At 72.6% G+C, this 19,516-nt stretch carries 21 protein-coding genes; 9 read left to right on the plus strand and 12 right to left on the minus strand.

The window, feature by feature from the left end:
- Nucleotides 1–200: 200 nt before the first annotated feature.
- Entirely contained in the window at nucleotides 201–818 is a 618-nt protein-coding gene (locus tag ACZ4V1_RS18220) for a class I SAM-dependent methyltransferase (RefSeq protein WP_468336607.1), read from the plus strand.
- 249 nt (nucleotides 819–1,067) lie between these two features.
- Nucleotides 1,068–1,463 carry a hypothetical protein gene (locus ACZ4V1_RS18225; protein WP_468336610.1) on the plus strand — a complete coding sequence of 132 codons (396 nt, stop codon included), beginning with the start codon at nucleotides 1,068–1,070 and terminating at the stop codon, nucleotides 1,461–1,463.
- Nucleotides 1,464–1,893: 430 nt separating this feature from the next.
- Here ACZ4V1_RS18225 and ACZ4V1_RS18230 read toward each other — a convergent pair whose 3' ends face one another.
- Both ACZ4V1_RS18230 and ACZ4V1_RS18235 read right to left on the minus strand, forming a co-directional pair.
- Complete coding sequence (locus ACZ4V1_RS18230; protein ID WP_468336613.1) at nucleotides 1,894–2,352, minus strand: hypothetical protein; 459 nt, start codon at nucleotides 2,350–2,352, stop codon at nucleotides 1,894–1,896.
- A 519-nt stretch (nucleotides 2,353–2,871) separates the two neighbouring features.
- Nucleotides 2,872–3,837: a pirin family protein gene (locus tag ACZ4V1_RS18235; RefSeq protein WP_468336616.1), complete on the minus strand. Its 966-nt coding sequence runs from the start codon at nucleotides 3,835–3,837 to the stop codon at nucleotides 2,872–2,874.
- A 155-nt stretch (nucleotides 3,838–3,992) separates the two neighbouring features.
- On the opposite strand from ACZ4V1_RS18235, the gene ACZ4V1_RS18240 reads away from it, so the two are divergent.
- Entirely contained in the window at nucleotides 3,993–4,340 is a 348-nt protein-coding gene (locus ACZ4V1_RS18240; protein WP_468336619.1) for a tetratricopeptide repeat protein, read from the plus strand.
- Between the two features lie 97 nt (nucleotides 4,341–4,437).
- Here ACZ4V1_RS18240 and ACZ4V1_RS18245 read toward each other — a convergent pair whose 3' ends face one another.
- Nucleotides 4,438–5,856, minus strand: coding sequence for a PepSY-associated TM helix domain-containing protein (locus ACZ4V1_RS18245; RefSeq protein WP_468336622.1), 1,419 nt, complete (start codon nucleotides 5,854–5,856; stop codon nucleotides 4,438–4,440).
- Between the two features lie 146 nt (nucleotides 5,857–6,002).
- Between ACZ4V1_RS18245 and ACZ4V1_RS18250 the strand changes: the two genes are divergently transcribed.
- Nucleotides 6,003–6,686, plus strand: a complete 684-nt coding sequence (locus ACZ4V1_RS18250; protein WP_468336625.1) for a peptide deformylase — start codon at nucleotides 6,003–6,005, stop codon at nucleotides 6,684–6,686.
- 135 nt (nucleotides 6,687–6,821) lie between these two features.
- Here ACZ4V1_RS18250 and ACZ4V1_RS18255 read toward each other — a convergent pair whose 3' ends face one another.
- Nucleotides 6,822–8,258: a dihydrolipoyl dehydrogenase family protein gene (locus ACZ4V1_RS18255; RefSeq protein ID WP_468336628.1), complete on the minus strand. Its 1,437-nt coding sequence runs from the start codon at nucleotides 8,256–8,258 to the stop codon at nucleotides 6,822–6,824.
- Between the two features lie 120 nt (nucleotides 8,259–8,378).
- Between ACZ4V1_RS18255 and trxA the strand changes: the two genes are divergently transcribed.
- Entirely contained in the window at nucleotides 8,379–8,777 is a 399-nt protein-coding gene (gene trxA / locus ACZ4V1_RS18260; protein ID WP_468336631.1) for a thioredoxin, read from the plus strand.
- A 37-nt stretch (nucleotides 8,778–8,814) separates the two neighbouring features.
- Here trxA and ACZ4V1_RS18265 read toward each other — a convergent pair whose 3' ends face one another.
- Together ACZ4V1_RS18265 and ACZ4V1_RS18270 are read right to left on the minus strand one after the other, a co-directional pair.
- Complete coding sequence (locus ACZ4V1_RS18265; RefSeq protein ID WP_468336634.1) at nucleotides 8,815–9,849, minus strand: LacI family DNA-binding transcriptional regulator; 1,035 nt, start codon at nucleotides 9,847–9,849, stop codon at nucleotides 8,815–8,817.
- A gap of 143 nt (nucleotides 9,850–9,992) precedes the next feature.
- The gene (locus ACZ4V1_RS18270; protein WP_468336637.1) at nucleotides 9,993–10,682 is read right to left on the minus strand and encodes a TetR/AcrR family transcriptional regulator; all 690 of its coding nucleotides are present in this window, start codon (nucleotides 10,680–10,682) and stop codon (nucleotides 9,993–9,995) included.
- Nucleotides 10,683–10,811: 129 nt separating this feature from the next.
- Here ACZ4V1_RS18270 and ACZ4V1_RS18275 point away from each other — a divergent pair, with 129 nt between their 5' ends.
- Nucleotides 10,812–11,375, plus strand: coding sequence for an NAD(P)H-dependent oxidoreductase (locus ACZ4V1_RS18275; RefSeq protein ID WP_468336640.1), 564 nt, complete (start codon nucleotides 10,812–10,814; stop codon nucleotides 11,373–11,375).
- A 155-nt stretch (nucleotides 11,376–11,530) separates the two neighbouring features.
- Here ACZ4V1_RS18275 and ACZ4V1_RS18280 read toward each other — a convergent pair whose 3' ends face one another.
- Complete coding sequence (locus ACZ4V1_RS18280) at nucleotides 11,531–12,472, minus strand: LysR family transcriptional regulator (RefSeq protein ID WP_468336643.1); 942 nt, start codon at nucleotides 12,470–12,472, stop codon at nucleotides 11,531–11,533.
- Between the two features lie 156 nt (nucleotides 12,473–12,628).
- On the opposite strand from ACZ4V1_RS18280, the gene ACZ4V1_RS18285 reads away from it, so the two are divergent.
- Complete coding sequence (locus ACZ4V1_RS18285; RefSeq protein ID WP_468336646.1) at nucleotides 12,629–12,832, plus strand: hypothetical protein; 204 nt, start codon at nucleotides 12,629–12,631, stop codon at nucleotides 12,830–12,832.
- A gap of 43 nt (nucleotides 12,833–12,875) precedes the next feature.
- Here the strand turns inward: ACZ4V1_RS18285 and ACZ4V1_RS18290 are convergent, their stop codons facing one another.
- Nucleotides 12,876–13,844, minus strand: coding sequence for a TerC family protein (locus ACZ4V1_RS18290; protein WP_468336649.1), 969 nt, complete (start codon nucleotides 13,842–13,844; stop codon nucleotides 12,876–12,878).
- A 169-nt stretch (nucleotides 13,845–14,013) separates the two neighbouring features.
- On the opposite strand from ACZ4V1_RS18290, the gene ACZ4V1_RS18295 reads away from it, so the two are divergent.
- Nucleotides 14,014–15,273, plus strand: coding sequence for a polysaccharide pyruvyl transferase family protein (locus tag ACZ4V1_RS18295; RefSeq protein ID WP_468336652.1), 1,260 nt, complete (start codon nucleotides 14,014–14,016; stop codon nucleotides 15,271–15,273).
- A gap of 41 nt (nucleotides 15,274–15,314) precedes the next feature.
- Nucleotides 15,315–16,742: an FAD-dependent oxidoreductase gene (locus ACZ4V1_RS18300; protein WP_468336655.1), complete on the plus strand. Its 1,428-nt coding sequence runs from the start codon at nucleotides 15,315–15,317 to the stop codon at nucleotides 16,740–16,742.
- Nucleotides 16,743–16,998: 256 nt separating this feature from the next.
- Here ACZ4V1_RS18300 and ACZ4V1_RS18305 read toward each other — a convergent pair whose 3' ends face one another.
- The 4 genes from ACZ4V1_RS18305 to ACZ4V1_RS18320 all read right to left on the minus strand — a co-directional run bounded on the left by ACZ4V1_RS18305 (nucleotide 16,999) and on the right by ACZ4V1_RS18320 (nucleotide 19,463).
- A complete protein-coding gene (locus ACZ4V1_RS18305) occupies nucleotides 16,999–18,030 on the minus strand; it encodes a sigma-70 family RNA polymerase sigma factor (RefSeq protein ID WP_468336658.1) in 1,032 nt (343 codons plus the stop codon).
- 33 nt (nucleotides 18,031–18,063) lie between these two features.
- Nucleotides 18,064–18,423 (minus strand): DUF6343 family protein, encoded by a 360-nt coding sequence (locus ACZ4V1_RS18310; RefSeq protein ID WP_468336661.1) that lies wholly within the window; start codon nucleotides 18,421–18,423, stop codon nucleotides 18,064–18,066.
- Between the two features lie 91 nt (nucleotides 18,424–18,514).
- Nucleotides 18,515–18,940, minus strand: a complete 426-nt coding sequence (locus tag ACZ4V1_RS18315) for a CBS domain-containing protein (RefSeq protein ID WP_468336665.1) — start codon at nucleotides 18,938–18,940, stop codon at nucleotides 18,515–18,517.
- 88 nt (nucleotides 18,941–19,028) lie between these two features.
- Nucleotides 19,029–19,463 (minus strand): PPC domain-containing DNA-binding protein, encoded by a 435-nt coding sequence (locus tag ACZ4V1_RS18320; protein WP_468336668.1) that lies wholly within the window; start codon nucleotides 19,461–19,463, stop codon nucleotides 19,029–19,031.
- Nucleotides 19,464–19,516: the final 53 nt, after the last annotated feature.

The following is a 19,516-nucleotide window of genomic DNA, read 5'->3' on the forward strand; positions in this document are numbered from 1 at the left end:
GTCCGCTGTCCGCTCGGCCGGAACCGACATTCCCGCAAACGCGATCAGCGGCGCGATATCACCTTGCGGACCGGCGATTTCGGCACGACTCTGAAAGTTATCCCGGCCTTCCGGTCACCGCCTCGAACCGTTCGTGAACCACACAGCGCAGCAGAGGAGCCGGTGCCGGTGCGCGGAAACGACGAGAAGGCCCCCTGGCGATGAGCCCCACCGCAGCGCCGTACCCGGCCCGCGGCGCCGCCTCCTACTGGGAACCGGTGTGGCAGCGGGGCAGGCGCTACCGGTCCATCGACTCGGCCGAGACCGAGGCACTGGGCCGGCACCTGGGCAACGGAGGCGGCCGCCCCGCGCTGGACATCGGCTGCGGCGAAGGCGCACTCACCGCGCACCTCACCGCGCTCGGCTACCGGGCGGTCGGTGTCGACTGCGCCCCCACCGCCGTGGCTTCCGCCCGCACTCGGCATCCCTCGGCCGACATCCGGGTCTTCGACTTCGACACCGAGGACGCCGCTCGTCTCCCCCACCCGGCTTTCGCCGTCATCACCTGCCGTCTCGTCTACCGCTGGGCCGCCGACAAACCCGGCTTCCTCTCCCGCGTACGCGGTCCCTCGCACCCGGCGGCGTCTTCTGGGTGGGCACCTCCGTACACGACCCCTCCCGGGGAGCTCTCAGGCCCTGGGAGTGCGATGCCTCCGACGTGGAACTCCTCACCGCCGGGTGGTCGAGGGTCGATGTCCACGAGCTCGATCCGTCCTACCGGTGCTACGGCCTGCGCCCCTGACCCCGTCCGTACGACCGGCACCGAAGGGCCCTCGTGACGCCGGACCCCGCCCCCGAACCCGCCTGGACGGTCCCACGGCCGACGGCAGCTCGACCGCGGCTACTCACCCCCGTTCCGGAACGCGTCGACTGGGGGTTCCGGACCGGCGTCGGCCCACGACCGTCCAGGTCGTCCAGGCCGGCGGCACCGCTGAGATCACCGGCGCCGCATGGAGGACACATACGTTTTGCCCCTTTCTCGCTGGCAACCCGTGCGGAGTACATCGACGTGTGACGAGGTGAGAACCATGCTGTTGCTGGGTCTCCTGCTCATGGCGGGCGCCGCCGCCTTCGCGGGGCTGCTGATCGCGGACAATCTGTCCGGCGGTCCGGACTACACGGTGTCCCTGCTGGGGAGCGAGCCGTTCACGATCAGCACGCTCGGGGCGTTCCTCGGCGGTATCGCGCTGACCCTGATCTTCGGCTTGGGGATGTGGATGCTGCTGGCCGGAACGGCGCTGGCGCGCCACCGCAGCAAGAAGCACCGCCGGGACCGTGACACCGCCAGGCGGGCCACCGCCGAGCGCGACGAACTGGCCGGCCGTTTGGAAGGCGAGGACGGCAGCAGCACGGCGGGCCAGACGGCGGGACACCGCCGGTCGGCCTCCCACCGACCGCAGTGGCTCCGGCTCCACGGCCACTGACCGGGTCGGGCCGAACCGGCGCCTCCTCGTGGTCGTCGACGGGCCGAACCTCGCATACTGCCGAACCGGAGGCCGGGTGGCCGGGACCCCGGGACCGGCCAGCGGCACGAACTCGTCGGTCGGCCTTGGGTGAGGCCAAGCAGGCCGCAGGCCGGTGCCGCGGCACGTCACGCTCCCGTGGGAGTCACCGGGCCCCGCCTCGCAGACGACGCAACGGCGGCACCGAAGGCGTCAACAACAAAACCAAACTGATCAAACACCAGATGTACGGCCGCGCGAGCTTCCCTCTCCTCCGCCACCGCATCCTCCTGGGCTGACCACACCCTCCGTCACCACCGACTACGGCCGAAAGGGATAGCGGGACCCCGGCGGTGTGATCGCCGGGATCTTGGGAACCCCGCATCCGTCCCGGTCCGCGACGTATTTCCTGCTACGAGCCGGAGGCCGCGCCCCAGCCGGTGCCGTCGAAGCGGGGGCCCTTGTAGAGCAGGCCTTGGTAGCGCCAGTCGTCCTCGACGAGGCCGGCGATGTCCTCCAGGGTCGCGTCGGCGAGCTCGTCCGCGGGCGGGTGGCGTTCCAGGTAGTTGAGGATCGCGGTCGCCTGGCCAGCGGTCCTGCGCAAGTCCGGGTCGCGGTCGAAGAGCGGTTCGTAGCCGCGGAAGGCGGCGAGCTGCTCCTGCACGTCGTCGTAGCGCCCCTCCCGCCAGTACGCGAGCGCGAGCGTCCAGCGGACGCGGAAGACGTCGTACTGGTCGACGAGGAACCTGCTCTCGCCCTGCCGGTAGCCCTTGAGGACCTTCTCCAGCAGGGTGGCGACCTCGGCCCAGCGCTCCTCGCCGACGTAGAGACCGGCCAGCTCCCGGGTGTGGCGGGTGGTGAGGGCGGACATGGCCTCGAACTCCTGGAGTCCTCCCCGCGTACGGCCCGCCGTCAGGTGGCACATGCCGAGGAGCCGGCCGCGGCTTCCCTACCCGAAGTGGTTGGCGTGCGTGCGGTATTCGTCCTCCGCGAGGGCGATGGCCTTGTCCTCGTCGCCGTTCACCCAGAGACAGAACGCGAGCCGGTAGGCTTTTGCCCCGGGCGCCCACGGCTCGCCTCCGGGGCCGTGCGGTCAGGACGGCCTGGTGTCGCTCATGCCACAACGGGCCAACCTCGGCGACGAGTTCAGCAATCACGTCGGGCGTCAGGCCCGTGATCCGCTGGCTTCGGATGATCGCTGCACGTGCCCGGTTCCCCACCACACAGACCATGATCAACGATCAAGGACCCGACGCACCAGTGCTAACCATGCACGAGCTCGTTGGTCCCGCGATCCGCCGAGTCGCCCTCCCGCCAGGGATCGCGGTACGGAGCCGCCATCTGCCCCCCCCCGCTCACCAGCAGCCAAGTCTCAGGCGTTCCCCGCAGGTCAGCGGGCTCTACCCCGTGGCTTGAGCGGCACCGCCGGCAGCTCGGGGGCGGGCAGCGGAGCCCCGTCGTACCCCTTGACCTCCCCGAACCGTGTCCCTTCCATCCAGTCCCGGCGGGCCTGGACGATCTCGTCCTGGGAGCGCCCGATCCAGTTCCAGAACATGATCAGCTCCTCCTCGAACGGCTCGCCGCCGAGAAGCATCAGGGCCGCGTCCGAGTCGGCGCGCAGAGGCAGTTCGTCTCGGCCGCAGCCGAGGTAGAGCATCGAGCCCGGGACCAGCGGCACGCCGTCGACGTGGGCTTCGCCGGCCATGGACAGGACGGCGTACTCGAAGTCCCGTTCCAGTGGGAGGCGTACGTCCGTGCCGCCGGCGAGGGTCAGGTCGGCACCGACGATGGGGGTGTACGTCGTTCCCGGCGAGGTGGCGCCGTCGAGGGTGCCGAGCAGCAGGGTGGCCGTCAGGCCGGGGGCGGTGACGCGGGGCAGCTCGGCGTGGAACTCGAAGTGCGGGTCGGTGTGGCGGTGGCCGTCCGGCAGGGCGACCCACAGCTGCGCGCCGTGCAGGTGGCGGGCGTGCGACCGCGGGCTCTCCTCGGAGTGGCTGATCGCGCGGCCCGAGGTCATCAGGCCCAGCTGGCGCGGGCGGATGGTCTGCAGGCTGCCCGTGGAGTCGCGGTGCAGCACCTCGCCCTCGTGCAGCCAGCTGACCGTCTGCAGGCCCATGTGGGGATGCGGCGGCACCTGCATGCCGGGCTCGTCGGCGATGTCGTCGGGACCGTAGTGATCGACGAAACACCAGGCGCCGACCATGCGCCGGCCCAGGTTGGGCAGCAGCCGGCGGACCTCGGTGGACTCGCCGAGCTTGACGTGGCGAGGGCTGAGGAGTTCCCGCACGGGCTCCGGCACCACGAAGCCGCGGCCGCCGCACAGGCTGGGAACCGCCTCGCGATCAAGATTGCTCATGCCGCCCAACCTAGCCCCGGACGGGCCCCCGCGTCAGACCCTCCTTCGACCGTCACCGTGGCGGGACGGATTCGGCTCCCTCCGGCACACCCTCCCCGCGATGGTGGAATTTTCAACCATGCGGCGTGGTTGCGGCAGACCGAGGGAGGTCACGAGTGGACACGACGTACTACGACCACGGAACGCCGGCGGAGCGCTGGGAGCGCGCGCGGATGTTCTTCGACGCCAGGGACTACGCCGCCGCGGCACGCGTCCTGAGCGGGCTGGTCGGGGAGGTGCCCGACCAGACCGGGCCGCGGCTGCTGCTGGCGCGCGCCTACTACCACTCGGCCCAACTGCGGCGCGCGGAGGCCGAGCTGCGGATCGTCGTCGAGCGCGACCCCGTCGAGCAGTACGCCCGGCTGATGCTCGGACGCACCCTCGAACGGCAGGGGCGGCAGGAGGAGGCCGACGCTCAGCTGCGCATCGCCTCCGCGCTGGCGGGCGACTTCGCCGGCCGCTGAGCGGCGACGACACGAGGACGCGGGGAGCGGTGCGTACGGCACCGTACTCACCGCCCGCCCGCCGTCCCTCACCGCCCGCCCGGCCGGCCGCCGCGAGTCACCGCTTCGCCGTGGCGCCGGCGTACGTCCGCCGCCCCCGCCGGTGGGCGATCTCGCCGAGTACGACGTCGGCCGCGACGAACGCGGCCAGTGGGATGCCGAGCAGCGGCACGAAGTAGCCGAGGACGGCGACGGCCGCGAGCAGCGGGACGAGGAGCGGCGGCGGCACCTGCTGCCACGCGCCGCGCGGGATCGGGCGGCCGAACGCGGAACCCCGGCCACGCTGCCACCACATGCGGTAGCCCCAGACGATGAGCAGGATTAGGGAGGCGGCCAGCAGCATCAGGACGATCTGGTTGGGCAGACCGAACAGGCTGCCGGTGTGCAGGTCGATGCCCCAGCGGCTGAGCTTGGCGAGAACCGGGTAGTCGGCGAAGCGGAGTACGTCGGTCACCTCGCCCGTCGCCGGGTCCACGGCGACCGAGTCCTGCTTCTCGGGCCAGCTGCGCTGCACCTGCTTGACGACGTAGGCGGAGGACGCGTCCGCGGGCGGGACGATCTCCACGGGGTCGCCCAGGCCCTCGACGCGCGCGGCGGCCAGGACCTCGTCGAGGCCGGCCCCGTGCGCGGCGTCCGCGCCGGTGCCCGCCGCCGTGCCGTGGCCCGCGTGCTCGCCGCCCCCGGCTGCCGAGGCCGACACGGACGGTGTGGTCTGGCCGAGCGAGACGCGCAGTTCCTCGATGTTCGCCCCGGCGTAGGTCGACCAGGTCAGGCCGGTCGCCGAAAGGAAGACGAACCCGGCCGCGGCCCATGCGCCGACCGTGCCGTGCAGGCCGAGGGTGCGGCGTCGGCCGCCGGTGCCGCGCAGCTTGCGGCGTGCCCGGCGGCGGGAGAACCACAGCACCAGGCCGCCACCCGCGATCACCCACAGCCAGCTGGCGGCGAACTCGCTGTACAGGCGGCCCGTTTCGCCCAGGTGCAGGTCCCGGTGGAACTCGTCGATCCAGGTGCGCAGCGGCAGCGCGCCGGTCGATCCGTACTGTTCGAGGGCGCCGCGCACCTGCGCGGTGTACGGGTCGACGAAGACCGCGAGCGTGTGGTCCGGGTCGACGCCCCGGACGCCGGACAGGAGCACCCTGGTGGTGGCATCGGCCCCGGGCGAGGGGCGTACGGCCGACACCGTGCCCTCGGGATGGGCCTGCCGGGCGGCCGCGACCTGCTCGGAGACCGGAAGCTTGCGGTCACCCACGTCGGGGACGGTCAGCTCGTGTGCGTAGACCAGCTTCTCGGCCTGGAACGATGCGGCGTAGAGGAAGCCGGTGGCCGCCGCGACCAGCAGGAAGGGTGCGACGAACAGCCCCGCGTAGAAGTGCAGGCGCAGGACGAGCGGGCGGAGTACGGACCATCTGCCGGGCGCAGGCGGCGAGGTCGACGGCTTGGGGGCCTCGTCCGTTGGGGTCGGGGACGTGGTGGTCATCTGTGGGGCGCTCCGTGGACGTCGTGGGGACGGGGTGGTCCCAGTGGTCGGCGCGGGAGCGCGCCGGGTTCCCGGCGCTGAACGTGGCCTGCCTCACACCGTCGGGGCCGGCCGGTGGGTGCCGTACGCCGTGACATCCTGGCGCGATGGGAACTCCGAGTGGTCGTGCGCCCCTTGCCGAGCGGGTCGAGGAACTGCTCGCCTCCGACGGGCCGTTGCCGATCGTCGAGGCCGGCGATCCGGTACTGCGGCGCGTCGCCGAGCCCTTCGACGGGCAGTTGGAGCCATCACTGCTGGCACGGTTCATCGAGGCGCTGCGCCTCACCATGCACGCGGCGCCGGGTGTCGGCCTGGCCGCGCCGCAGGTGGGGGTGGGACTCAGGATCGCGGTGATCGAGGACCCGGCACCGGTGCCGGACGAGGTGCGGGTGGCGCGCGGGCGGGTGCCGCAACCGTTCCGGGTGCTGGTCAATCCGTCGTACGAGGCCGTGGACGCCGGGCGCGCCGCGTTCTTCGAGGGCTGTCTGAGTGTGCCGGGGTGGCAGGCGGTGGTGGCTCGGCACTCCGAGGTGCGGTTGGTGGCCCGGGACGAGCACGGGCGGGTGGTGGACGAGGTGTTCGCCGGGTGGCCGGCGCGGATCGTGCAGCACGAGACGGATCACCTGGACGGCATGTTGTACCTGGACCGGGCCGAACTGCGGTCGCTGGCGTCGAATCGGGCGATGGCGGAGTTGTGGGGGCAGGTGACGCCTGAGCGAGCTGCGGCGGGGCTGGGGTTCGAACTGCCAGGGCCGGTGGGGCCGACGGGATCGGCGGGATCGGCGGGCTGATTGGCCGCAGGGGTTCGGCGCGGGTGGGCGCAGCCCGGCGTTGCGGGGTGCCGCTGCGCGCCACCCGCGGCGCCCCAGCGGCACGGGCAGCGGCAGCGGCAGCGGCAGCGGCACGGGGACTTGTGCGGGTGGCGGTCAGTTGTCCCGGTATGACTCCAGCAGCCTCAGCCATACCTCGCTGATCGTCGGGTACGACGGGACCGCGTGCCACAGGCGGCCGATCGGGACCTGGCCGGCGACGGCGACGGTCGCGGAGTGGATCATCTCGCCGATGCCGGGGCCGACGAAGGTGACGCCGCGGACGATCTCGTCCTCCAGGTCGACGACCATACGGGCGCGGCCCTTGTAGCCGTCGCCGTACAGGCTCGCGCCGGCCACCGTGGCGAGGTCGACGTCGACTGCGCGGACGCGGTGGCCGGCCTGCTCGGCCTCGGCCAGGGTCAGGCCGACGGACGCCGCCTCGGGGTCGGTGAACACCACCTGGGGCACGGCGTCGTGGTCGGCGGTCGCGGCGTGCGCGCCCCACGGGCCGGAGTCCGGATTCGGTACGCCGGAGGCCCGGGCGGCGATGGCGGCGCCCGCGATGCGGGCCTGGTACTTGCCCTGGTGGGTGAGCAGGGCGCGGTGGTTGACGTCACCGACGGCGTAGAGCCAGTCGTGCCCGTCCACTCGGAGGCTGTCGTCGACGGGGAGCCAGGAGCCCGGCTCCAGTCCGACGGTGTCCAGGCCGATGTCGTCGGTGCGGGGGGCCCGGCCCGTGGCGAAGAGGATCTCGTCGGCCTCGAGGCGGTCACCGGTGTCGGTGACGGCGACGACGGTGCCGCCCTCCCGGGTGACGGACTCGACGGAGGTGCCGGTGCGGATGTCGACGCCGGCGTCGGTGAGCGCCTCGGCGACCAGTTCACCGGCGAACGGTTCCATCCGGGCGAGCAGGCCGCCGTCGCCGCGGACCAGCATCGTCACCCGGGAGCCGAGAGCCTGCCAGGCCGTGGCCATCTCCACGGCGACGACTCCGCCGCCGACCACGATCAGCCTGCCCGGCGCGCGCTCGGCGCTGGTGGCCTCGCGGCTGGTCCAGGGGCGCACCTCGGCGAGTCCGGGCAGGTCGGGGAGGGCGGCGGCGCTGCCGGTACAGACGGCTACGGCGTGCCGGGCGGTCAGTACCCGGCGGGTGCCGTCGGGCGCGGCCACCTCCACCGTGCGCGGCCCGGCGAGCCGTCCCCGGCCGCGGAACAGGTCGGCCCCGATGCCCTCCACCCACTGGACCTGGCCGTCGTCCTTCCAGTGGGAGGTGTACTCGTCGCGGCGGGCGAGGACCGCCGGGGTGTCGAGGGGCTCGCGCACCGACCGGTTCAGACCGGGCAGGCGGCGGGCGTCCGCGCGGGCGATGACCGGGCGCAGCAGGGCCTTGCTGGGCATGCACGCCCAGTAGGAGCATTCGCCGCCGACCAGTTCGCTCTCCACGATCGCGGTGGACAGCCCGGCCGCGCGGGTGCGGTCGGCGACGTTCTCCCCCACGGGGCCCGCGCCGATCACGACGACGTCGTACGCGATGGAATCCGATTGCGTCATGGGGTCAGTCTGGTGGGTGGTGTGCGACGTGGCCACATGGGTACGTGCGCGGAATACCCACCAGGTCGGCAGTGTTGTGCCGACGGCTTACGCCCCGAACCCAGGAAGAGGGATCACGTCATGACCAGCACCGTGGAGCTCACCAAGGAGAACTTCGACCAGACGGTCACGGACAACGAGTTCGTCCTGATCGACTTCTGGGCGTCGTGGTGCGGTCCGTGCAAGCAGTTCGCCCCGGTCTACGAGAAGGCGGCCGAGGCCAACCCCGACCTCGTGTTCGGCAAGGTGGACACGGAGGCGCAGCCCGAGCTGGCGCAGGCCTTCGGCATCCAGTCGATTCCGACGCTGATGATCGTCCGGGAACAGGTGGCCGTTTTCGCGCAGCCGGGCGCGCTGCCCGAGGAAGCCCTGACGGACGTCATCGGCCAGGCCCGGAAGCTGGACATGGACGAGGTCCGCAAGGCCGTCGCCGAGCAGCAGGCGCAGACGGAGGGGCAGGCCGGGCAGGACGGGCAGTAGCAGGGGAGCAGTAGCGGGGAAGGAAGCCGGCCGCCGGTCAGCTCGACTCGCGGTGGACCACCGCCGCGCCCAGCACCTCGTGGTGCTCGGGCGCGGCGCCGGGGTCGTGGACCGCGCGGTCGATCAGGGCGGCCAGGTCGCGGCCGGAGGGCAGTTCCAGGCGGACGGTGCTCAGCCGGGGCCGGAGCAGCCGGCCCAGCATCAGGTCGTCGGCGCCGATCACGGCCGCGTCGCCCGGGATGCCGAGGCCCTCGTCCTGCAGCGCCCGCATCAGCAGCATCGCGTACTCGTCGTTGTACGTGAACACGGCGTCCAGGCCGAGGGAGCCCCAGCGGGCGGCCAGCCGGGCGGCGTCCCGCTCCTCGTAGGCGAGGGGCAGTTCGGTGACGGTGGCTTCGGTCCCGCGCACGGCGCGGCGGGCGCCGGTCAGGCGCGGCGCCGAGAACACCTCCAGCCCGCTCTCCGTGGGCACGACGACGCCGATCCTGCGGCGTCCGCGGTCGTGGAGGTGGCGGGCCGCGGTATGGCCGACGGTCTCGTGGTCCATGAGCAGTGCGTGCGCACCCTCGACGGCCTCCGGGCCGAGGGTGACGACCGCCCGGGCGCCCGAACGCTTGAGGAGGTTCACGCCCCGCGGGCCGAGACCCGAGCCGGGTACCAGGACGGCGACCGGGCGCAGTTCGGCCCAGGCCCGGGCCGCCTCGTCGTCGTGCCGGCCCACGGTGCCGTACTGCACGACGGTGTAGTCGAGGCGGCCGAGGGCCCACTGGAGTTCGCCGAGGAATCGGCTGTAGAGGGGGCCGACGGGGAAGGACGGCGCGGGCATCAGCACCGTACGGCTGTGTCCGGCGCGCAGGGAGCGGGCCGCGGCGTGCGGGACGTATCCGAGTTCCCGGGCGGCCTCGTGGACGCGGCGGCGGGTGGGCTCGCTGATCCGGACGGCGCTGGTGTTGTTCAGGACGTAGGAGACGGTCGCGCGCGAGACGCCGGCCAGGCGGGCCACATCGGCGCTCGTGGGAACGGAGCGCGGTGCGAGGGCCTCGGGGGCGGGCGGTTTCGGTATCTGCACCATGACGTACGGCATCTTGGCAGAAGCCGGGTACGGGACGGCGAGCGGGGCGACGCCGTCCGGATCGGACGAAATCCCACGCCCGTGAGCTCGGGTTCCCACCCCGTCGGCGCGAGGTCGCACCCCGTCGGCGCAGGGGGCGCGGGTCAGTCCGGGCGTTCGGTGCGGGTCACGCGCGCGACGAGGTCGAGCCAGCCCGCCTGGAGCCGCGCCGGGGGCACCCCGCACTGTTTGGTGAGGTGATGGACCAGGGCGGCGTCGAGGTACGCCAGGAGCGTGTGGGAGAGGAGCTCACTGTCCCCGTCCGGGACCGCCTGCCGCAGCAGCAGGGCGACGTGGCCGCGCAGGAAGCGGCGCGGCGCGGCGGTGTAGCGGCGTTCCGCGCTCGGCTCGGCGGCCAGTTGCAGGTCCAGTTCGTCGATGGATCGGCGCAGCATCGTACAGCCGAAGGCGCGCAGCCGCTCGACGGGCGGCGCCCCGGGACCCAGGGGCGGCGGCCCGCCGAGGAGCGCGGCCTGGAACTTCTTCTCGGAGTGGTCGAGGAGTGCCATGAGCAGGCCGGTGCGGTCGCCGAAGCGGCGGAAGACCGTGCCTTTGCCCACCGAGGCCGCCGCGGCCACCGCCTCCATCGTGACGCCGGCCGCGCCGTGCTCGGCGACCAGCCTGGCGGCGGCCTCGAGCAGCCGGGCCCGGTTGCGCGCGGCGTCGGCGCGCAGGCAGGGCTCCTCCTCCTCGATCCCCGTGCCGAGTTGCAGCAGATCGGGTGGACCGTCGGTCTCCTGGGGCTTCGGGAAGGGCGGCAGAGCGGCGGCGGACATGAAGCCAGGGTAAAGCATCGGGAAGAAAACTGGACCGCGGTCCGTTTGAGGTGCTAGAAATTAAGCGGACCCCGGTCCGGATTGATTACGGCAGTGTTTCAGCAGCGTCTGCCCCCGCGGGCGGCTGCTCCATCAGTGGGAGTACTCATGTCTGTCCGCATCCTTGCACTCGTCGGCAGCCTTCGTGCCGGTTCGCACAACCGCCAGCTCGCCGAGGCGGCCGCCAAGTTCGCGCCGGAGGGCGCCGAGGTGCAGCTGTTCGAGGGGCTGGCCGAGATCCCCTTCTACAACGAGGACATCGACGTCGAGGGCAGCGTCCCGGCCGCCGCGGCGAAGCTGCGCGAGGCCGCCCAGGCCTCCGACGCCTTCCTGCTCTTCTCGCCGGAGTACAACGGCACCATCCCCGCCGTCCTGAAGAACGCCATCGACTGGCTGTCCCGTCCGTTCGGCGCGGGTGCCTTCGCCGGCAAGCCCGTCGCCGTCGTCGGCACCGCCTTCGGCCAGTACGGCGGCGTGTGGGCGCAGGACGACACCCGCAAGGCCGTGGGTATCGCCGGCGGAAAGGTGATCGAGGACCTCAAGCTGTCCATCCCCGGTTCGGTGACCCGTTTCGCCGAGACCCACCCGGCCGACGACGCCGAGGTCGCCGCCCAGCTGACCGAGGTCGTCGCCCGGCTGCACGGCCACGCCGACGAGGCCGTCGCCGCCTGAACCTCGCCCTGCACGCGTACGGGACCGGAGCTCGCCCGAGCTCCGGTCCCGTACGCGTGTACCCGGCGCGTGCACCCGGCGCGTGCACCCGGCGCGTGCACCCGGGGTGTCTACCGATGCACGTGCCGACGTGGTGCCGGCGTATGTCGCCTACGTCATATGACCGCCGTCGCGGCCAGCGTGTGCAGTTCCTCCAGCGCGGCCGCGACCGCCGGACGCCGGTGACCGCCGCGCCGGGTGCAGGTCAGCAGCTTGCGGTGCGGCCGGTTGGCACAGGACACCCGGACGATCGGCAGCTGCGGGGTCAGTTGGGCGAGCCGGGGTATCAGCGCGACACCCAGCCCATGCGCGACCAGATGGGCGGTGACGTTCCAGTCGAGCGCGTGATGGACCACGTCGGGAGTGAAGCCGGCGGCACCGCACGCCGACATCACGTGCGGACGGCAGGGGCTCTCCGGCACCGGTGCGATCCACGGCTCGCCGGCGGCGTCGGCGAGATCGGCCCCCTCCGCGGGGCCCGCTCCCTCGGGGAAACCGGCCCCGTATCGTCCGGCCAGCGGGTGGCCCTCGGGGACGACCAGGTCGAACGGATCGTCGAGGAGCGGTCGCTGGTCGAAGCGCGCGTCGGCCGACGGCGGGTTGGACGGGGTCGCCTCCACGACGGCCAGATCGGCCTCCCCCTCGAAGAGCAGATCGAAGCCCTCCGCCACCTCGACCTCCCGGATCCGCACCGACAGCCGCGGATGCCGCTCGCGCAGCCGCGCGGCCATCGGCGCCAGCAGCACGGAGACGGCCACCGGGAACCCCGTCACCCGCAGCGGCCCGGCGGGCGCCCCCTCCCCCGCCCGCAGGTCGAGCTCGGCCTCGTCCCAGCGAGCCTCGATGGCGTCGGCGTGCGCGAGCAGGCTCTCCGCGGCCGGGGTGAGCCGGACGCCGCGGCCCTGCGGCTCCAGCAGGTCGACGCCCAGGTCGCGGGCGAGCTGGCGGATCTGCTGCGAGGCGGCGGACGGCGTGAAGTGCAGGGCGCGGGCCGCCGCGGTGACCGTGCCGTAGTGGGAGACGGCCCTGAGGACGTGCAGCCTGCGCAGGTCAATCATGAAGTGCACGCTTCACGGTGGAGTCCGTAAAGTCAACCTGGACGTGAACGGATCCGTGGCCGCACCCTGACTGTGGCGCGACGGCCGATCACACGTCACGCGCCGGCCTTCGACGTACCACTCACGCACATGACCACCGACGGACGAGGAGTCGCCATGCCCAGCACGACCGGTGTCGTCTGCCCGCACTGCGGGTGGCCCGACGGTGCCGAGCCCTTCCAGGTGGTGTCCGCGCACCCGACGGCGGCGGGCGGCACCCTGTGGACACGGTGCGCCTGCGGTTCCCTCCAAGCCCGCGTCGTCGACGAACACGGCACCCGCGTCGTCTCGCGCGGCAAGCCCTCCCCGGCCCGCTGCTGACCCGCCCGCCTGCGGTAGGCCTTCGTCACGCGAGCAGGCCTCGTCAGGCGCCCCGCCCCTTCTCCTCCGGCCCCTGCTTCCTCGCGGCCCACAGGCTCGTCGCCGTGGTGACCGCGAGGACGAGCACGATGAAGCCGAGTGAGAAGGGGATGCCGATCTCGGGGACGTGGACCCCGGACTCGTGCAGGGCGTGCAGCACCAGCTTGACGCCGATGAAGCCCAGGATCACCGACAGACCGTACGAGAGGTGGACCAGCTTCCTCAGCAGGCCGCCGATGAGGAAGTACAGCTGGCGCAGGCCCATCAGGGCGAACGCGTTGGCCGTGAACACGATGTACGGGTCCTGCGTCAGACCGTAGATGGCGGGGATGGAGTCCAGGGCGAACAGGACGTCGGTGCTGCCGATGGCGAGCATGACGACCAGCATCGGGGTCATCACCCGCTTGCCGTTCTCCTCGATCCACAGCTTGGTGCCGTGATAGCGGTCGGCGACGCCGAAGCGGCGTTCGATCGACTTCAGCAGCTTGTTCTCCTCGTACTCCTTTTCGTGCCCACCCTTGCGGGCGTCCTGGATGAGTTTCCAGGCGGTCCAGATCAGGAAGGCGCCGAAGATGTAGAAGACCCAGGAGAAGGCGGAGATGATCGCCGCGCCGGCCGCGATGAACGCGGCGCGCAGCACCAGGGCCACGATGACGCCGACCATCAGCACGCGCTGCTGGTACTGGGAGGGCACCGCGAACTTCCCCATGATCAGGACGAAGACGAAGAGGTTGTCGACGCTGAGGGACTTCTCGGTGATGTAGCCGGCGAAGAACTCGCCGGCGGGGGCGCCACCGGCGAAGACGAGTACACCCAATCCGAACAGACAGGCGAGGACCACCCACACGGCCGTCCAGATCCCGGCCTCCCGGACCGACACGTCGTGCGGCTTGCGACCGATGAAGAAGTCGGCGGCGACGAGGACGCACAGGCCCCCGACGGTCAGCAGCCAGCCGCTGAGGGAGACGTTCACTGATGCTCCTGTGACAGATGGAGGAACAGGACCACGTACAGGTACAGGTACAGGTACAGGTTTCTTGGTCAGGGTGTTTCCGCAGAGCGGCCCAGGCAACCCGGCACCGTGCGCGGCCTGCGCACAGTGGCCGGCGGGCCGGCCGAATCCGACGTGACGGGAGCCCCGGATGACCACTGCCCCCGCTCATCCGCACCCCGCCCGCCCGGGCCCGCGCATCGGCGTGCTGGGTTCGTACGGCGGCTTCAACATCGGCGACGAGGCGATCCTGACCTGCGTCCTGAGCTGTCTGCGGGCCCAGCGGCCCGACGCGCACCTGGTCGTCCTGAGCCGGAACGCGGAGCACACCCGTGCCCACCACCCCGACGCCGACGAGGTGGTGCCCTGGGAGGGGGTCAGCCGCAACCACGTCCTTGACGTGCTGCCCGGCCTGGACCTGCTGGTGCTGGGCGGCGGCGGCATCCTCTACGACGGCGAGGCACGGCGCTATCTGCGGCTGGTGCGCGCCGCCCAGACCCGTGACGTGCCCACCTTCGCCTATGCCGTCGGCGCCGGACCGCTGACGGATGCCGAGGACCGGGAGGCGGTGCGGACCGTGCTGGCGGACATGGACGACGTCGTGGTGCGGGACGAGGAGTCCCGGCTGGTGCTGGAGGAGGTCGGTCTGGAGCGGGAGGTCGCCGTCACCGCCGACCCTGCCCTGCTGCTGGGGCCGGAACCGTTCACCGGGCCCATGATGCGCGACGAGGGCATCCCCTCCGGCGCCCGGCTCGTGGGGATGTCGGTGCGCGAACCGGGCCGGGCCGCCGAGAAGCTCGACGAGGGCGACTACCACGCACTGCTCGCCGACGTCGCGGACTTCCTGGTGCGGCGGCTGGACGCGCACGTGGTGTTCCTGCCCATGGAGCGGCACGACGTACGGCACGCGCACGCCGTGCTGTCCCACATGACCGCCCCGGACAAGGGGCGGATCCTGCACGGTGACTACAGCCCTGGGCAGGTCCTCGGCTTCATGCGTCATCTGGACGTGGCCGTCGGCATGCGGCTGCACTTCGTGATCTTCGCGGCGCTCACCGGCGTGCCCGTGCTGCCGTTGCCCTACTCCGGCAAGGTCTTCGACTTCGCGCGCCGGCTGGGCGCCCCGGCCCTGGTCGGCGTGGCGCGGGAGCAGGCCGGGCTGCTGCTGGCCGAGGTGGACCGGTTGTGGGACGAGTATCCCCAGCGCCGGGAGGACTTCCGGTCGCGGATCCGGGAGCTGTCCGCGGCGGCCCGGGAGACCTGCGTGCGCTGCGGCTCGCTGCTGGACGAGATCGGCGAGAGCGGCGAGAGCGGTGAGGGCGGCGAGATCGGCGAGATCGGCGACGGGCCGCGGGTGCGGGCCGCGGGGCGCGAACCGTACACCGGGGAGCCGCGACCGCTGCACGCCTGACGCCGAGCCCGAGGACCCCCGAGGAACCCCCGAGGAGAGCGATGCCGATCCTGGAAGAGCCCCGCGAATCCCGCACGGTCACCCTGCCCCCGCGGCCGGCCCGGCACGGGGGCCGGTGCGACGTCCTCGTGGTGGGCGGGGGTCCCGCCGGGTTCGCCGCCGCGGTGGGCGCCGCCGACGCCGGGGCGGACGTCGTGCTGGTGGAGCGGTACGGGTTCCTCGGCGGCAACGCGACCGTGGCGCTGGTGATGCCGCTGATGTCGTTCCACAACGAGCACAAGCAGGCCGCGTTCACCGAGGCCGGGGACACCTCGCGGCTGCTGCCCACCGACCACGGCGAGGGCGAACCCGTGGTCGCGGGCGTGCTGTGGCAGCTCCTCGACCGGCTGATGGGGCGCGGGGGCTGTCTGCCGCCCTCTCCGAAAACCGGGTACACGGTCCCCTTCGACCCGGAACTCTTCAAACTCTCCCTGCTCGAGATGATGGACGAGTCGGGGGTGCGGATGCTGTTCCACTCCTTCGCCTCCGGCGCGCTGCCCCTCGACGACGGCTCCGGCTGGCGGGTGGTGTTCGAGACGAAGTCGGGCCCCGTGGTGATCGACGCCGGGGTGGTCGTGGACGGGACGGGCGACGGTGACGTGGCGACGTCCTGCGGGGCGCCGTACGAGATCGGCCGGCCCGAGGACGGGCTGGTGCAGCCCATGACGCTGATGTTCCGTGTCGCGGACTTCGCGCGGCCGGACTTCGCCGACTACGTGCGCGAGCACCCCGACCAGTGGCGGGGCGTGCACGGCCTGTGGGACCTGATCGAGGAGGCCCGGGCGAACGGCGAACTCCGGCTGCCGCGCGAGGACATCCTCTTCTTCGCGACCCCGCACCCGCGGGAGATCGCCGTCAACAGCACCCGGGTCAACCGAGTACTCGGCACCAGCGTGTGGGACCTGACCCGAGCCGAGTACACCGCCCGGCGCCAGCTCTCCCAGATCGACCGCTTCCTGCGCACCCGCGTGCCGGGTTTCGAGGAGGCGTACGTGGTGCAGAGCGGCACGCACATCGGTGTACGGGAGAGCCGGCGGGTGCTCGGCGACTACCAGCTCACCGGCCACGACATCCTGGCCGCGCGCACCTTCCCGGACGTGGTCGCGCACGGTGCCTATCCGGTCGACATCCACAACCCGCGCGGTTCCGGCACCATCCTGAAGCGGGTGCCGCAGGGCAGCTTCTACGACATCCCGCTGCGCTGTCTGGTGCCCCGGGGCACCGAGCGGCTGCTGGTTGCCGGGCGCTGCATCTCCGGGACGCACGTGGCGCACTCCTCGTACCGGGTCATGCCCATCGCCATGGCGACCGGCCAGGCGGCCGGCGTGTGCGCGGCGCTGACCGTCCGGCACGGGCGCGGTCCGCGCGGGCTGCCCTACCGGATGGTCCAGCACGAGCTGCTGCGGCAGGGGGCCCGGCTGCGCGTCTGAAGCCGGGCCGGTGGTGGCCCGGTGGTGGTCCGAGCCCGGTCCGGTGGATGGCCCGAGCCCGGTCCGGTGGATCAGGCCGCAGCCATCAGACCCCAGCCGGTCGATCAGACCCGCAAGAAGGTGCGGTGCCTGATCGGCGCGGTTGGCGGGGCGATTGGGGCGATGGGGTGGTTGGCGGGCGATTGGGGCGATGGGGTGCCCGCGCGTGAGCGCTGTCGAGCGGACGGGCGCCGGACGGGCCCTGGCGTCCCGGGTCTCAGCTCGCCCAGTCCAGCAGGCGGTCCCGGGTCTCGGGGGCGCGGAGGTGGTCGAGGGAGGCCTTCTCGAGCTGGCGGACGCGTTCCCGGGTCAGTCCCACGTGCTGGGCCACCTGGTGCAGGGTGCGCGGGCGGCCGTCGTGCAGGCCGTAGCGCAGGCTGAGGATCAGGGCCTCGCGGGGCGCGAGGGTGCCGACGGCCTCCCGCAGTTCGGCCGCGAGGGCCTGGAACTCGGCGACCTCGGGGGCCTGGAGCACCTCGGTGTCGGGGATGAGGTCGCCGACGACGGTCTCGCCGGTCTCGTCGACCGGGGTGTCCAGACTGACGGCGTCCCGTCCGACGCGGCGCAGCCAGACGACCTTGTCCCCGTCGATGCCGCTCTCGGCCGCCACCTCCTCGGCGGTCGGCTCGCGGTCGAGGGTTCCCCGGAGTTTCCGTTCGACCTTGGCGAGCTTCTGCAACTGCTCCACGACGTGCACCGGAAGCCGTACCGTGCGCGCGTGCGTCGCCAGGCCCCGCTCGATGGCCTGGCGGATCCACCAGGTGGCGTACGTGGAGAACTTGAAGCCCTTGGTGTGGTCGAACTTCTCGACGGCCCGGATCAGTCCGAGGTTGCCTTCCTGGATGACGTCCAGGAGGGGCAGTCCGCGGTGGGCGTGGCGTTTGGCCATCGACACCACGAGCCGCAGGTTGGCCCGCACCATGTGGTCCTTGGCGGCCTGGCCGTCGTGGACGGTCTCCTCCAGTGCCCGGCGCTGCCCGGGCGTCGGGGCGGGCTCGCCGGTGTCGGCCGCCTCCAGTTCCTCCATGGCCCGGACACCGGCCTCGATGCGCCGGGCCAGGCTCACCTCGTCCTCGGCGGTCAGCAGCGGGGTGGCGCCGATCTGGGTCAGGTACTGGCCGAGCAGGTCCGGTTCCTCGTCGGGCTCCGGGATCCGGTTCCGCAGCCGCGCGGTGCGGGCGGGGGCCCGGCGGTCCTCCCCGAAACCCTCGGAGGGGGTTGGGGTTGGGGTTGGTGCCGGGGGTGCCATGTCATTTCCTCCGTCCCCGTGTGGAGTTCCGGGTCAGTGCGGGGCGGGGGCGCCCCGTTCCCTGGTGTCCCGTTCCCGCCGCAGCCGGCCGGTAACGACCATCAGGTCCGCCGCCGCCAACAGGACGAACGCCGCGCACACGGCGGCGAGGGCCACCAGGTCGCCGCGTCCGGGGCTGTCGCCGGGACCGGTGTCCGCGGCCCACACGCCGAAGAACGCGGCCCCGGCGACGAAGAGCGGCAGGAAGACCGCCGACAGCAGCAGCCGCAGCCGCAGCGGGCTCTGTGCGGTGACCGGTTCGGTGCCGGTGCGCGGGAAGCGCCGGCCGATCCTGCCGGACCGCTCGCGTGGAGTGCCTTCCGTGGCCCCGTCGGGGCGGCGTCGGTCGCTCATGCCGTTCCTCCGTAGCGGTCGGAGACGCCGGTGACCGGGGACGCCGGTGGCCGGGGACGTAGGTGACCGGGGACGTAGGTGCTCCGGGCACCTAGTGGTCGGGAGCGGCCTTGCCGATGTCCGCCAGGGCGGAGTGCGGGTCGTCGGCGGCCGCGAGGTCACCGAGGGTGACCACGCCGACCGGAACGCCGCCGTGCTCGACGACCGGGAGCCGCCGGACCGCGTGACGTCGCATCAGCTCGGCCGCGCGGTCGGTGGTGTCGTCGGGGGCGAGGGTGACGACCGGCGGGGGTGTGCACACCGAGCCGACCGTGGTGTCGTCGGGGCCGCGGCCGTCGGCGACGCTCCGGAGCACTATGTCGCGGTCGGTGAGCAGGCCGAACAAATCGCAGTCGTAGGTCACCAGGACGTCGCCGATGTCCTCCTCGCGCATCAGCCGTGCCGCCCGCGCCACCGTGGTCATGGGCTCGACGGCCACCGCGGCGGGTGACATCACGTCTCGGATGCGCCGTGTCATGGTCGCGCCTCCCGGAGTGTCGGTGCTCGGTTCCGTGCGGGCCGCGTAGCCCGCACCCGGGCCGGTAAACCGCTGTCCGGCGGCCGGCTCAGCCGAGGTCGATCAGGGCCAGCCCGATGTCGGGGCGGTGGGTCTTGGCCAGTTCGGCCGGGCTGTCCCGGACGACGACCTCCAGCGTCGGCCAGACCCGGCCGGACAGCAGGTGGCCGCCGCGGGTGGAGCCGTCGGACAGGCCCAGTACGGCGTGCAGGTGCGGGGTCGGCCCGTCGTCGGCGACGGCGATGTCCCCGATCAGGGACAGCACCTCGCACTGCTCCTCCACCGGGATCTGCCGGTAGTCCCTGGCCCGCCGGTCGAACCAGCCGACGACCGCCTCCGAGAAGGCGCCCACGGCGGTCACCTGGGACGCGCCGAGGGAGCGGTCACGGGCGAAGGCGGTGAGTTCGGCGACCGCGTCGTCACCCGGGTCGAGCACCACCACGTACACCGCGGACGGACCGTCCTGCACCTGTTGCCACTTCATGCCCGCCGGGTACCCGGCGGGCGCCCGGGCAACCCGCCCGGCAGGTGTCCTGC

Source organism: Streptomyces sp. NPDC028991, assembly GCF_055564775.1.

Coding starts and splice junctions, on each gene's coding strand:
- ACZ4V1_RS18220 (WP_468336607.1), top strand. CDS start 201: ATGAGCCCCACCGCAGCGCCGTACCCGGCCCGCGGCGCCGCCTCCTAC.
- ACZ4V1_RS18225 (WP_468336610.1), top strand. CDS start 1,068: ATGCTGTTGCTGGGTCTCCTGCTCATGGCGGGCGCCGCCGCCTTCGCG.
- ACZ4V1_RS18230 (WP_468336613.1), bottom strand. CDS start 2,352: ATGTCCGCCCTCACCACCCGCCACACCCGGGAGCTGGCCGGTCTCTAC.
- ACZ4V1_RS18235 (WP_468336616.1), bottom strand. CDS start 3,837: ATGAGCAATCTTGATCGCGAGGCGGTTCCCAGCCTGTGCGGCGGCCGC.
- ACZ4V1_RS18245 (WP_468336622.1), bottom strand. CDS start 5,856: ATGACCACCACGTCCCCGACCCCAACGGACGAGGCCCCCAAGCCGTCG.
- ACZ4V1_RS18250 (WP_468336625.1), top strand. CDS start 6,003: ATGGGAACTCCGAGTGGTCGTGCGCCCCTTGCCGAGCGGGTCGAGGAA.
- ACZ4V1_RS18255 (WP_468336628.1), bottom strand. CDS start 8,258: ATGACGCAATCGGATTCCATCGCGTACGACGTCGTCGTGATCGGCGCG.
- trxA (WP_468336631.1), top strand. CDS start 8,379: ATGACCAGCACCGTGGAGCTCACCAAGGAGAACTTCGACCAGACGGTC.
- ACZ4V1_RS18265 (WP_468336634.1), bottom strand. CDS start 9,849: ATGGTGCAGATACCGAAACCGCCCGCCCCCGAGGCCCTCGCACCGCGC.
- ACZ4V1_RS18270 (WP_468336637.1), bottom strand. CDS start 10,682: ATGCTTTACCCTGGCTTCATGTCCGCCGCCGCTCTGCCGCCCTTCCCG.
- ACZ4V1_RS18275 (WP_468336640.1), top strand. CDS start 10,812: ATGTCTGTCCGCATCCTTGCACTCGTCGGCAGCCTTCGTGCCGGTTCG.
- ACZ4V1_RS18280 (WP_468336643.1), bottom strand. CDS start 12,472: ATGATTGACCTGCGCAGGCTGCACGTCCTCAGGGCCGTCTCCCACTAC.
- ACZ4V1_RS18285 (WP_468336646.1), top strand. CDS start 12,629: ATGCCCAGCACGACCGGTGTCGTCTGCCCGCACTGCGGGTGGCCCGAC.
- ACZ4V1_RS18295 (WP_468336652.1), top strand. CDS start 14,014: ATGACCACTGCCCCCGCTCATCCGCACCCCGCCCGCCCGGGCCCGCGC.
- ACZ4V1_RS18300 (WP_468336655.1), top strand. CDS start 15,315: ATGCCGATCCTGGAAGAGCCCCGCGAATCCCGCACGGTCACCCTGCCC.
- ACZ4V1_RS18305 (WP_468336658.1), bottom strand. CDS start 18,030: ATGGCACCCCCGGCACCAACCCCAACCCCAACCCCCTCCGAGGGTTTC.
- ACZ4V1_RS18310 (WP_468336661.1), bottom strand. CDS start 18,423: ATGAGCGACCGACGCCGCCCCGACGGGGCCACGGAAGGCACTCCACGC.
- ACZ4V1_RS18315 (WP_468336665.1), bottom strand. CDS start 18,940: ATGACACGGCGCATCCGAGACGTGATGTCACCCGCCGCGGTGGCCGTC.
- ACZ4V1_RS18320 (WP_468336668.1), bottom strand. CDS start 19,463: ATGAAGTGGCAACAGGTGCAGGACGGTCCGTCCGCGGTGTACGTGGTG.